Here is a 13,181-nt window from a genome sequence, read left to right as displayed (position 1 = left end):
AATTTTTGGCTAGAAACAATCAAGTTTGTCGTCTGAATGGGGAATTTGAACGCAAATAATGTGATGGAGGGGATAAATGTGCGTAAAAAGCCATCAATTGTGTATTAATGGCTCACTTAAGTAAAAAGTGGCACTAGCTGCCAGTTTAAATCTTGTTGGTAATAAATCACCATAGGTTAGTTGTAACCCAACACAAACTTTCTCTCTGAGCCAAAGCTTTCTGGCATAGCGTTGCCAAACTCTTTGTTAATTAAAGTCAGTGAGTGTTCTTGCTCAGCAAGTAAGTTTAAGATGCGGTTACGGTACTCTAAACTTGATTCAAATAAGTTTAGATCGACCAAGGGTTGTAAAGTGGCAAGTTTTTGTGTGAGCGTCATTTGTGACATTGTGTTCTCCTCGTGCTATTCAAAGCCTGTGAAACCTCAAGCTCTCTCTATGTATATAGCAGCTGTAGTCTAAAATAGTTAATAATTAGCGCATATTGCGCATAAAGAACTTAGTATTTACCAAGTTTTCACCTATTATGCCGTGCTAAACTTAGTCACAACTGAATCAAACTCATTTTTTACTAGGAATGTTAATTTATGACCCTTGCTGATCTGCAATCTGCACTATCGTTTGTCTTGTTCACCTACAACGATGTGCAAATTACTGTACTAAAAGTAATTCAAGTACCTTTGGTACTGTTTTTAATGTGGTTTGTGGTCACCTGGATTGGTCGATTAATTAAAAAAGCATTGCAGGCAAAAAACCTAGGTCCTGACACAGTTCACCTGTTCACGCGTATTTATCTTGTTGTTACTATTGCTGTGCTCGTGTTTACCTCGCTTGAGGTGCTCAATATTCCTCTGACGGCGTTTGCATTTGTTTCTGGTGCCATTGCTATCGGTGTTGGTTTTGGTGCGCAAAACATTATTAATAACTTTATTAGTGGTTGGATATTAATGTGGGAGCGGCCAATTCGTATTGGTGACTTTTTAGAAGTAGGTACAGCAAAAGGGGTTGTCGAGACTATTAATACCCGTTCAACCCGTATCCGTCGTAACGATGGTGTGCATATGCTGGTACCTAATAGCCATTTATTAGAAAACACGGTAACTAACTGGACCTTAATTGACCGTAATGCTCGTTCGTTTGTAAATGTTGGCGTTGCTTATGGTTCAGATGTGGTATTGGTTGAAAAGCTGATGAAGCAAATTCTTAATGAGCACCCAGCCATTTTAAAAACACCTGCATCGTCAGTATTGTTTGATGACTTTGCTGATAGCTCTTTAACTTTTAGCGCTATTTTCTGGGTATGTGCTGAATCAGAAGCACCGCTTCGCCAAGTGCGCAGTGAGCTGCGTTTTAGCATCTATAAAGTATTTGCTGAAAACAACATTACTATCGCATTCCCGCAGCGCGATATTCATATTGATGGTGAAATTGCTTTAACAAGGCGTAACAGCCAAAAATAAAAAAAGCGGCTAAGCCGCTTTTTTATGCTTGTTCATTGAGTTTTTTCAGCTTCAAAGCAAGTAACACCATCATTATGCCAAACACGATTGCATAGCTTGCTACTAGCCACAGGAGGGTGATTATGCCTGCGCCTGGGTTAAATATCAGGTAGCCACCAAAGATTATTGAAATAATACCGCTACCAATTAGCAGCCACTCATTACTGATCTCTTTACGTAGTTTACTCGCAATCAATATTTCAATTACACCGATAGCAATGGCCCATGCGGCAATAAAGTAGAGCATTAAGATAGCCGTTACGTTGGGAGCAAACAGGGTTACAAGTGCAGCAGCAATTGAAATTAAACCACCTACTAATAGCATCCACCAAAGCGGGTTTTCATTTTTTGAAGCAATAGCTAACCAAGTCCTAATGGCACCATCGACAAAAAAGTAAGCGGCGAAAATAAACATCAGAATCGCTAGTGAAGCTTCTGGGGCAAACCAACCACACAAGCCAAAAACGATGGCAATGGCGCCATGGATCATCAATGACGACCAATGAGGAATGAGTGAACTTGAAATCTGCATTATCGTTTTCCTTTGCTTTAGTCTCTATATAACTAACATCTCAGCGCTTACTTGCAAAGATTTTTAATTATTTTTTGTACAGTTACACAAACCATGCTCTAATTTAATTAGCTGAATATTTCAGCGATTTAATGTTTATCTAACAAGGAATAAAGCGTGAGCCGTTGTAATACCCAGTTTTCATTACAATTTAGTAAGTTATTAGTGTGTTTTTTACTGTTGTTTAACGCGCCATTATGGGCAACAACCACACCAGAAGTGACCGTTAAATCCTTAATTGATAAAGACAGCAAGGAAGAACAAGTCGAACAAAAGCCCGTCAAACAAGAATCAGAAACCAATACACCTGCAACAGCTGAAAAAGCGCAGGAATCTCTCGAAGATGACTTGCCCTATGATGCCTTTGACCGGATAACGCCACGTAGTTCAATGCAGGGTTACTTAAAAGCGGCTCGCGCTCGCGATTTTGAACTGGCCAGCCATTATCTTGATTATCGTAATCTACCTAAAGACGTTGAAGCATTAGGAAAAATTCAACTTGCTGAAAATTTATCAGTGGTACTGGATCGTACCTTATGGGTTGATGTTGATAACTTGAGTAATAAGCCTGAAGGTAAACAAAAAGAAAGTGTGCCTAGCTATCGTGATTTGGTGGGGGAAATCAGTACATCACAAGGTAAGGTACAAATTTTATTACAACTAGTACCTGATGATAAAACAGATAATCGGATCTGGAAAATATCAAATGCAACGGTAAGTCAAATACCGTTACTCACCAAAGAGTATGGTTATAACAAAGTAGGTGAATGGCTATATGATAACCTGCCAGACATCGAGTTTTTGGGGGTGATGCTTTGGCAATGGATTTATTTTGCCTTCTCATTTGTGTTGTTTTTGCTAGTCGCGATTATCATTACTCGCTTAATCACATTTATCCTCGCACATTTGAAAGTACCTGTAGAAAATGACGTTATTGGTTTTATTAATGGGCCAATTAGCCTGTTACTTGCTGTGTTTATGGCTCGTTCACTTAACGACCAATCAAATGTCACTATTGCTGTAATGGCGCTATTCCATGGCGCAACTGTGTTATTGATTGCGTGGGGTTGGATTTGTTTACGGGCAGTTGATCTTGCCAAACACAGATTAAGCCAGCGTTTTATTAAACAAGATAAGCCACAAGCGATTTTCTTATTACGACCTATAAGCAATGTAGCAAAAACTCTGATTGTCATTTCATTGCTATTTATGTGGTTTGAAAATTTAGGCTTTAATGCTACTACTTTGTTAGCTGGCTTAGGCATTGGTGGGCTTGCTATTGCCCTTGCAGCGCAAAAAACTGTTGAGAATATCATTGCTGCAATCACCCTTTATATTTCTGCGCCGGTAAAAATAGGTAATCTATGTAAATTTGGCAGTCAGTTGGGGACTGTGGAAGAAATAGGCTTAAGAGCCACGCGTATCCGAACCCTTGACCGCTCTGTCATTTATGTAGCAAATGCTAAGTTTGTTGATATGCAGCTTGAGAACGTCTCTGAACGAGAGCGAATTTCTTATCGACCTAAACTGATGCTCAGTGCCAACACCAAGCAACAAAATCTTATGTCGTTTATGCAGGCCCTAAGAGAGTTATTAGAACAACATAAGCATATCGCCTTTGAACCGTGTCGGGTTCGCTTTAAAGGCTTTACGCCTTGGGCTTTACAAGTGGATGTACTAAGCTACGTAGAGACCGTCGACTTTGCATTTTATATGGAAGTAATCGAAGAATTAAATTTAGCAGTGTTAGGCTTATTAAATGAGCATGAATGCGAATTAGCTAACCCAGAATTCGCACGAGTTACCGATTAGTTACTGAAAAAGGAGCAAATGAAAGTGGCTCTCATTTGTACATAATGTCTACACATTGTTGTAATTAGATGCACAGGACATATGTCCGCTTTATTGAAAAATAATTGCATAAAATCTTCTAAATGCGCCGATGTTGCCGCTAATTGTTGTAAAAAATTTGTATATTTCTAACTTTTAATGCAGTAAAAGTGTCATAAAGTGTTATAATCGTCAGCGTTCGTTCAGCCTCTTCACTTCGTTTTGCACTCTCGATTTAGAGGTCCGCGCAGCTTATTACAAGGCGCGAAAAATTGGCCGAGCCCGTCAAATGAATTGACGCAACATCATCACCGTTGAATAAGAGTGCATAAAAAAGGTTAAAACCCGACATGAAAGCAATGAAAAGATCTACGTTAGCAACACTTATCAATGCAACGTTGTTCTCTGCCGTAGCAGGTACTTCATTTTCAACTCTTGCTGCAGACGAAGCGCCAGCAGCAAAAAACAACCAACTAGAAGTTATTCAAATCACCGCACGTAAACGTGTAGAAAATGCTCAGGAAGTACCTGTTGCTGTATCTGCATTACAAGGTGACAACTTAGACGCTTACAGCTCAGCTGGTATGGATATTCGTTTTATGAACGCGAAGATCCCAAGCTTATCAATCGAATCTTCGTTTGGTCGTTCTTTCCCACGCTTTTATGTTCGTGGTCTAGGTAACACTGACTTTGACCTAAATGCTTCTCAACCAGTTTCGTTAGTTGTAGACGAAGTTGTTCAAGAGAATGCAATCTTAAAAGGTTTCCCTGTATTTGACGTAGCACGTGTAGAAGTTCTACGTGGCCCACAAGGTACTTTATTCGGTCGTAATACACCGGCTGGCCTTGTTAAATTTGATACAGTTAAACCATCACAAGAATTTGAAGGCTATGGTTCAGTATCTTACGGTAGCCGTGGCGCAGTTGACTTTGAAGGTGCTGTTGGCGGTGGCTTAACTGACCGTTTATCAACGCGTGTTTCTGTACTTTGGCAAGAAAAAGACGATTATATTGATAATCGTGCACCAGGTTTTGAACAAGATGACGTTTTAGGTGGTTACACTGAAAAAGCGGCACGTATTCAGTTTTTATACGAAGGTGACGATTTCACAGGTCTTTTCAACTACCACGTTCGTGATATGGACGGTAAGCCAATCGCATTCCGTGGTAACGCTATTAAAGCGGGTTCAAACGACTTAGTAGATAATTTTGAGCACGATGTGGTTTACCACGATGCGGCTTCTCGTGCGACACAGCAAGTTGAATCTCAAGGCGCAAGCTTAAAGCTTGAGTGGGATATCAATGATTTAACTCTTACGTCAATCTCTGCATGGGAAAGTGCTGAAATCTATTCTCGCGCTGACATCGACGGTGGTTACGGTGCAAGCTATTTACCAGATATGGGCCCTGGTTTTATCCCATTCTACTCTGAAAGTGCTGACGGCATTCCAGATCAAGACCAATATACGCAAGAACTTCGTTTATCTAGCAACTATGCTGGTGACGTAAACTTCCAAGTAGGTGTATTCTACTTTGACGAAGCGTTAACAATCGAAAACTTCAGCTACGATACATACGGTTCAACACCGGGTGAGTTAAACGGCTATGTTATCCAGCAGCAAGATACTAAAGCATGGGCGGTATTCGGTTCATTAGATTACACAATCACAGATGATTTAAAAATCACTGCAGGACTACGTTACTCAGATGACGAAAAAGAATTCTCTGCAAACCGTACTTTAAGCCCAGCAGGTGGCGGTGCGTTATTCCTAACAGAAAACCCAAGTGACGACCACGTTAGCTGGGATTTATCTGCTAACTACAAGATCAACGATGACGTAAACTGGTACGCGCGTGTTGCTAACAGCTTCCGTGCACCAAGTATCCAAGGTCGTATCTTATTCGGTGATGAAGTTACTGTTGCTGAGTCTGAAACTGTGACGTCATTCGAAACAGGTATCAAATCAGACGTACTTGACGGCCAAGGTCGTGTAAATGCAACTGTGTTCTATTACACAATGGATGACCAACAATTAACAGCTGTAGGTGGTGGTGCAAACTTCAACCGTTTAGTTAATGCTGATAAGACAACTGGTTACGGTTTTGAGTTAGACACTGAGTGGGTATTAACTGACAACCTAAACGCTACATTTAACTTAAGCTACAACAACACTGAGCTTGACGATAAAGACCTAGCCGTTGACGTATGTGCGCAGTGTACTGTAACAAACTCATTAAACAGCGCAGGCCAAGCTATCCTTGATGGTAACAGCTTACCTCACGCACCTGAGTGGATCTCTAACCTTACATTACGCTATAGCCGCGAAGTAGCTGACGGTGAATTCTTCACTTACGCTGACGTGTCTTACCGCAGCGAAATCAACTACTTCTTATACGAGTCAGTTGAGTTTGAAGGCAAGCCATTAACTGAAGTAGGTTTACGTGCAGGTTATGCTTGGGCACAAGGCGACAACGAATATGAAGTATCAGCATTCGTTCGTAACATGTTCGACGAGCAACAATCAATCGGTGCTATCGACTTCAATAACAACACAGCAATGGTGAACGAAGAGCGTTACATCGGTGCTGAGTTCAAAGTAAGCTTCTTCTAAGCTGAAATAATAAGTCCTATTAAAACCCGCTGTATAGCGGGTTTTTTCGTTTATAATCGCGTTGGTAACTGCTAAAGTGGCAGGATTAATTGAAGAGAAAGAGAATAACTATGGCTGGATTTTGGAACTACCGTGTCATTTTTTGTGAAGCAACAAAAGATGAAGCGGCACAATATCAAATTCATGAAGTTGAATATAACTTAAATGGTAAAGTGACTAATTGGTCAGAAACCGGTGCAGCACCATTTGGTAATACAGTCGAAGAACTTGAAGCAGATGCAGAACGTTTAAAAACAGCGTTTTCTAAGCCGATTTTAAAAGTGGTAAGAAAGCAACGTGGCTACGAGCTGGTTGATGTAGAAACAGGCGAAGAAGCGTTTGCTGAGCCACCTGCGGGCTTAACAGAATAATCATATTTAAAGGTGCCTATGGCACCTTTTTACTTTGAAGGAATGAGGATGACTTTAAAAGCAGTATTGTTTGATATGGATGGCACCTTGGTTGACTCTGAAAGTGTGCATTTTAATATTTGGAATGATTTATTAGCCCCTTTTGGCGTGCAGTATGATGAAGCTACTTTTTGTAAGCGCTTTTCTGGCAGACCAACATTTGAAGCCGCAAAGGAGGTTGTTGAAAGTTATGGGCTTAGTATCAATCCAGAGCAGTTAACGGATGATAAGTACGCGGCATTTGGCCATTTTGTTAGTACTCATTTACCCGCCTATATGCCTTGCGCTAGAGAAGTGCTAGAGCAAGTAAAAGCCAGTGGTTTAAAAATGGCTTTAGTAACTGGCAGTGCAAAAAATGAAGCCTATCCTATTTTAAAAGGCTATGGCATTTTTGATTGGTTTGATTGTGTGGTTACCAAAGATGATGTTAACAATCCTAAACCTGCTGGTGACCCTTATCAACTAGCTCTTGATACGTTAAATATTACAGCTAATGAAGCCGTAGCAGTTGAAGATACTTATACCGGTGTTACCGCTGCGAGCAATGCTGGTGTTGCTGTGTATGCGATACCAAATCATTTCACGTTAGAGCATGATTTTAGTAAAGCCGCGGGTGTGTTTGCTGATTTGAACGAATTTTTCAAATGGCTAGAAACTAAACTATAATTAGCTGGCAATCACAAAACAGCTATTGTTAAGTGGTTATGATTAAGCAGGAATAGCCACTTTAAAACTCACAAATTTGCAAGGAAGCAATGATGGTTAAATTCACTCGTGCGCTTTTATGCGCAATCACTTTATTTATAGGCTTTTCAGCCGAGGCGCAACAAGCTCCTTCAGTCCTTTTAGCAAACGTCTATCAAGCCGAAAAGGTAAATGTATCTGACTATTTAGTTAGTGAAAAATATGATGGCGTTCGAGCTATTTGGACTGGGAGTCAATTAGTAACCCGAAATGGTAACCCAATTTATGCGCCAAAGTGGTTTACCGCGCCGCTGCCAGATGTTTGGCTTGATGGAGAGCTTTGGACTAAGCGCCAAGACTTTGCCAATGTGAGCGGGATTGTTCGAAAAGTCACACCTGTAGAGTCTGAATGGCAAACCGTCAGTTACATGATATTTGATATGCCTGATGCCGCAAAGTCGTTTAGTCAGCGCTATGAAAACTATTCAAGGTTAGTAAACCAGCTGAAAATTGAGCATATTAAAGCTGTTGAGCAAAAACATTTTAACGATAACAAGCAACTTAGTTTGTTTATGGATGAGCTAGTCGCACAAGGTGCTGAGGGCGTCATGCTGCATTTAGCCTCAGCTAAGCACAGTACAGGGCGTAGTGATGCATTGTTAAAGTTAAAGCCTTATTTTGACGCTGAAGCGGTTGTAATCGGTTATATCGCAGGAAAGGGTAAGTTTAAAAATATGCTTGGTGCACTTAAAGTGCGCAGCAGTGATGGGACCGAATTTAAAATTGGCTCGGGGTTTACCGATCAACAAAGATCATCGCCTCCAGCGATAGGTAGTACTATTACCTACAAATATCATGGCTTTACTAAAAATGGCCTACCACGTTTTGCAAGCTTTTTGCATGAAACGCCATAGCGTCATTCAAAAATGGCTGCGACTATGGTAAATTTCGCGGCCTTTTTATTGATGTATAGGTGTTAGAATGTTTGCTGGCTTTGATTACGGTAGCTCAAATTGTGCAATCGGTGTAATGGATAATGAGCAACAAGTCTCTTTAGTACCCCTTGAGCAAGGCAAACAGTATTTACCCTCAACACTTTATACTCATCACAGTGCATTAGTTGTCGATTTTGTCACAAAACATCTGACAGGTAGCCCGTTTGAGCACGACTTTAAAACTGAGCGACAAGCGCTTTTAAATACCATTCCTCGGATTAAATCTGACCTCGATATTCAAGCTGGTGATGAGACCTTATTTATAGGTCGCGAAGCAATTAGCGAGTATGTGCAATTTCCTGAAGAAGGTTACTTTGTAAAATCACCTAAGTCATTCTTTGGTGCAGTAGGCTTAAAGCAAGGGCAAATAAACTTCTTTGAAGACATTGCCACGGCGATGATTTTAAAAATTAAACAACGCGCCGAGCAATCTTTGCAAGACATATTAACAGAAACGGTAATTGGACGACCGGTAAACTTTCAATCAGTCGGTGGTGAAGAGTCTAATCAACAAGCGCTCGGCATATTAGAGCGAGCAGCAAAACGCGCAGGCTTTAAAGAGGTCTCATTTTTATATGAGCCGTTAGCGGCGGGGATTGATTATGAAACCTCATTGCAGCAAGACCAAAAAGTGTTGGTTGTCGATATTGGCGGGGGGACTAGCGATTGCTCATTTGTACAAATGGGGCCGAGCTTTCGTGACAAGCAGTGCCGTGACAATGACTTTTTAGCTCACAGTGGTAAGCGTGTGGGTGGAAATGATTTAGATATTGCGCTGAGCTTTCATGGCTTAATGCCATTACTAGGTTTAGGCACTGAGTTTAAATCGGGACTTCCACTGCCGAATCAACCGTTTTGGCAAGCTTGTAAAATTAATGATGTAAATCTGCAAAGTCAGTTTTATAGCGATGCCCATCATCGTGAGTTACTGACTCAACTTCGTGAAGTCAAAGAGCCTGCGCTTTTTAAACGCTTAATTCAATTGCAGCAAAATAAGCAAGGTCATCAATTAGTGCAGCAAGGCGAAGCGGCAAAAATTGCGCTCTCATCAGCGAATGAATTTACTACAGATTTGCGCTTCTTAGATTCAGACTTAACGCAGTGCTTAACGCTAAAAGATCTCGCTTTAGCCGTTGATGATTCGATAAGCCAGATAGTGAGCCTAGCTAAACAAGCGATTCAAGAAGCAGGTACAACGCCTGATGTTATTTACCTAACGGGCGGTAGTGCACAATCACCGCTTATCAAGGCTGCGTTAAAAGCCCATTTAGGTGATATTGCAATGCTGAACGGCGATCACTTTGGTAGTGTGACTGCAGGTTTAACTAAGTGGGCGCATAAGCTTTATAGCTAATCGCCCCACTTTGATATATCGACTTATAGAACTAAAGAGTCACTTGGCGCGTTGCGAGGTATTTTTCGTAATCTGGCAACGTGCGGCACAACTCAGTTTCCATCATAGGTGAGCTTAATAGCATATCGGCACTGACTTCATTACAGGCAACAGGAATATTCCAAACCGCAGCTAAACGCAGTAATGCTTTTACATCTGGGTCGTGTGGCTGCGATGCAAGTGGATCCCAGAAAAACACCAGCATGTGCACTTCATGTTCAGCAATTTTAGCACCAAGTTGTTGATCGCCACCCATAGGGCCGCTTAGCAGCTTAATCACTTCAAGCCCTGTTGTACGCTCGATTAAATGACCGGTTGTACCCGTACCGTATAGCGTGTGCTTACTTAAAATGTCTTGGTGTTTTTCACACCACGCCTGAAGGGCAGCTTTTTTACCATCATGGGCTACGAGGGCAATATTCTTTTTGGCTGGTAAGGCTTGTTGTTTTTGTTCCATAAGTGCTCTTATATCAATAGGTTAATTGCTAGTGCAATAAACACCAGCCCCGTGATCCGATCAATCCAAATTTGGGTTTGTGGGTGCTCACGAAAATAACTGGCTATCTTATCGCCGAAATAAATATACGTGCAGTCGATCGGAAAAGCAAAAAGTGGGTAGAGTAAGCCAAAAAAAGCGAGCTGAAAGGTCGTTGAAGATAAGCTCGGATCGACGAACTGCGGAATAAACGCAATAAAGAATAGAGCGACTTTAGGATTGAGTACCTCGGTCATCATTGCTTGAAACATCACATTTTGCTTTTTACTGGTACTTACATGGGGTTTCTCGTCGCACTCTGACTCAGGCTGTGTGAAGGTGTCTTTTAGCGTCATTATGCCCAAATAGCACAGGTACGCCGCACCTAAATACTGCACCGTGGTATAGGCAACAGTCGACGCTTTTAAAATTGCTGTTAAACCCACCACCGCAAAAAAAGTATGCACCACACCACCTAAGGCAAAACCAAAAGCACTTTGCATCCCGGCTTTACGGCCATTGGCAAAGGTTTGTGCCATTAAAAATGCATTAGAAGGGCCGGGGGCTACGGCAATTAAAAAGCTGGCGCCTAAAAACGACAGTAGAAATTCTGGATTGATCATCGGCACAAAGATAAAAAGCTAGGTAGTTGATTTTAACAAGCTTCTAGAAAAAGAAAAAGCGGGCAATCAATGCCCGCTAATTTGGGTTGGGGAAAGTATTAGAACGTCACAGTGCTGTTGTTTGAACAAACAGTTGTGTTTTGTGCTTCACATACTTGGTAAGTGTAAGTGCCACCACCTTTTGTTGTGATAGTGTCAGTATAACTGTTAGTGTTTGCTACTGAGCCTACTTTGCTACCATTACGGTAAACATCTACAGTGCTTGTAGCAGCGCCACTCCAGCTTAAATCAATGTATTTAGTGCCTTTTGACTTATAACCTGAAGTAGAAAGACTAATATCATCACCACCTGGTGTTGTGCCACCGCCATTATCGCCACCACCTGCACAGCCATTGGCTGTTAGGTATGCATCTGCGTCAGCTGCTTTAACAATACCGTGACCGAAGTAAACATCGTGACCAGAAGCACCTTGATCTTCTGCCGTTGCTTTTAGTGCATCACGGATTTCTGTACCCGTACACTCAGGGTGATTTGACCACACTAGCGCTGCGATACCTGAAACAGCAGGCGTTGCCATTGATGTACCGCTCATGAAACCATAATCACTAGTACCAATTGCGATACCAATAGTTGTGCTTGAAAGAAGAGCTGAGCGGTCTTCAAGTGCCGCACCGACAGCTGGAATTGTTGTATCGTTAGTTTCGCCTAGTGTAGCGTATAACATGCCTGCTTCGTTATTGATTATAACAGCCCCGATACCGCCTGAGTTCTCGCAGTTATTTACCTTGTCATAGAACGAGATATTGCCGCGGTCAATCATACAAATTTTGCCCGCTGCGCCAGCATCTACGCTTTCAGCAGTACCCATGTAATACGCCGTGCCTGATGCATTGCCTGAGTTTTCCATTGATGAAGTCGCAAAGCCTGCGCCATCAGCTGCTAAGCTAGCTGACGTTGCCATTCCAGCAGGGTAAGTAGAAAGTGTATCCACACCACCTGCTGTTACTTCAACACAGATAGTTTCATCTGTAGTAGCACGTTTACCACGACCAGATGTACAGCTAGGGAACTGCGAGAAATCTGCAATTTGGTTGTTCGCATCATTTGCACCAACCATCATTACTGATGGGTAGCCTGCAGGGTATGAACGTACGCTGTTACCATCGTTACCCGCTGCAGCAACAACTAAACCGCCAGCACTTGTGAAAGTAGCAAATGCGTTAGACTCGGTGCTATTTGAACCACCGCCACCAAGGCTCATGCTGATGATATTTGCACCTGCTTGAGAACATAAATCTGCTGCGTGTGCTAAGTCTGAAGAGTAACCCCAGCCTTCAGCGTTGAATACTTTGATGATGTGCATTGCCACACCTGGTGCCATACCAACCACACCAACATTGTTGTCTGCTGCGCCAATAGTACCTGCTACGTGAGTACCATGTGGACCACCATTGTCGTACCAGTTGCCTGTGCCACTGTCATTATCACCTGTAATGTTACCCCAAATGAAATCAGGGTTTGTAGCATCTAAACCTGAGTCAATTACACATACTTTCATGCCAGCATTTGCATCGAAGGTAACTTGATCAGCTTGTGATTGGTAAACTGCGTAAGGCGTTAATTGCTGCTGCATTGCATTACCAGCGTCATCGTTATAAAGCGCCATTGGTACACGCTTTTGATCTTCTTCAACTAGTTTGATGTGAGGGTTGTTTAATAAGCCTTTTACACTTGCAAGGTCATGACCTGTAAATTGCGCTGCAATGAAGCCATTACCATCAACTTTAATATCACCCCCAAGCTTTTTAGCGAGGGCTTTAACTACGCCTTTTTTATTATTGTCTACTTGGATGATGTAACGGTCATTTGCTGCGTTTGCAGTTCCTGCTGCACATAGTCCACTGATGATCAGTGCTAATGCTAATTTATTCTTTTTCATAATTCGTGTCCCAAACCTGTTTTCGAGTTAACCAAGTGTTAACGCGAGTAAACAATAGTTTAATGAGGCAATGGGTACAAGCAAAATAATCCACAAAACTGGAACAAATTATT

12 protein-coding genes are annotated in these 13,181 nt (G+C 41.8%); 7 read left to right on the top strand and 5 right to left on the bottom strand.

Annotated elements, in window-relative coordinates; translation table 11 throughout:
• Positions 1-176: 176 nt before the first annotated feature.
• A complete protein-coding gene (locus IRQ78_RS07345; RefSeq protein ID WP_054551796.1) occupies positions 177-386 on the bottom strand; it encodes a hypothetical protein in 210 nt (69 codons plus the stop codon).
• A 198-nt stretch (positions 387-584) separates the two neighbouring features.
• On the opposite strand from IRQ78_RS07345, the gene IRQ78_RS07340 reads away from it, so the two are divergent.
• Positions 585-1,457, top strand: coding sequence for a mechanosensitive ion channel family protein (locus IRQ78_RS07340; protein WP_054551795.1), 873 nt, complete (start codon positions 585-587; stop codon positions 1,455-1,457).
• A 22-nt stretch (positions 1,458-1,479) separates the two neighbouring features.
• On the opposite strand, the gene IRQ78_RS07335 is transcribed toward IRQ78_RS07340, so the two are convergent.
• On the bottom strand, positions 1,480-2,028 hold the full coding sequence (locus tag IRQ78_RS07335) for an HdeD family acid-resistance protein (protein WP_054551794.1): 549 nt from the start codon (positions 2,026-2,028) through the stop codon (positions 1,480-1,482).
• 156 nt (positions 2,029-2,184) lie between these two features.
• Here IRQ78_RS07335 and IRQ78_RS07330 point away from each other — a divergent pair, with 156 nt between their 5' ends.
• From IRQ78_RS07330 to yegD, 6 genes are all read left to right on the top strand, one after another.
• Positions 2,185-3,879 carry a mechanosensitive ion channel family protein gene (locus tag IRQ78_RS07330; RefSeq protein WP_249362531.1) on the top strand — a complete coding sequence of 565 codons (1,695 nt, stop codon included), beginning with the start codon at positions 2,185-2,187 and terminating at the stop codon, positions 3,877-3,879.
• A 368-nt stretch (positions 3,880-4,247) separates the two neighbouring features.
• On the top strand, positions 4,248-6,509 hold the full coding sequence (locus IRQ78_RS07325) for a TonB-dependent receptor (RefSeq protein WP_194441707.1): 2,262 nt from the start codon (positions 4,248-4,250) through the stop codon (positions 6,507-6,509).
• Between the two features lie 110 nt (positions 6,510-6,619).
• Positions 6,620-6,919, top strand: a complete 300-nt coding sequence (locus IRQ78_RS07320) for a hypothetical protein (protein ID WP_119853425.1) — start codon at positions 6,620-6,622, stop codon at positions 6,917-6,919.
• Between the two features lie 48 nt (positions 6,920-6,967).
• Positions 6,968-7,624: an HAD family hydrolase gene (locus tag IRQ78_RS07315; RefSeq protein WP_194441706.1), complete on the top strand. Its 657-nt coding sequence runs from the start codon at positions 6,968-6,970 to the stop codon at positions 7,622-7,624.
• Between the two features lie 92 nt (positions 7,625-7,716).
• Positions 7,717-8,556, top strand: a complete 840-nt coding sequence (locus IRQ78_RS07310; RefSeq protein ID WP_194441737.1) for a DNA ligase — start codon at positions 7,717-7,719, stop codon at positions 8,554-8,556.
• Positions 8,557-8,623: 67 nt separating this feature from the next.
• On the top strand, positions 8,624-9,991 hold the full coding sequence (gene yegD, locus IRQ78_RS07305) for a molecular chaperone (RefSeq protein WP_194441705.1): 1,368 nt from the start codon (positions 8,624-8,626) through the stop codon (positions 9,989-9,991).
• A gap of 31 nt (positions 9,992-10,022) precedes the next feature.
• Here the strand turns inward: yegD and IRQ78_RS07300 are convergent, their stop codons facing one another.
• From IRQ78_RS07300 to IRQ78_RS07290, 3 genes are all read right to left on the bottom strand, one after another.
• Entirely contained in the window at positions 10,023-10,487 is a 465-nt protein-coding gene (locus tag IRQ78_RS07300; protein ID WP_054551787.1) for a methylglyoxal synthase, read from the bottom strand.
• A gap of 8 nt (positions 10,488-10,495) precedes the next feature.
• Positions 10,496-11,128 (bottom strand): LysE family translocator, encoded by a 633-nt coding sequence (locus tag IRQ78_RS07295; RefSeq protein WP_194441704.1) that lies wholly within the window; start codon positions 11,126-11,128, stop codon positions 10,496-10,498.
• Between the two features lie 98 nt (positions 11,129-11,226).
• Positions 11,227-13,068 carry a S8 family serine peptidase gene (locus tag IRQ78_RS07290; protein ID WP_194441703.1) on the bottom strand — a complete coding sequence of 614 codons (1,842 nt, stop codon included), beginning with the start codon at positions 13,066-13,068 and terminating at the stop codon, positions 11,227-11,229.
• Between the last annotated feature and the right edge of the window lie 113 nt (positions 13,069-13,181).

The organism is Pseudoalteromonas simplex (genome assembly GCF_015278155.1).
Classification (GTDB): Bacteria; Pseudomonadota; Gammaproteobacteria; order Enterobacterales; family Alteromonadaceae; genus Pseudoalteromonas; species Pseudoalteromonas simplex.
The sequence above is the reverse complement of the archived record's forward strand: the minus strand, read 5'-3'. Positions and strand labels throughout refer to the sequence as shown.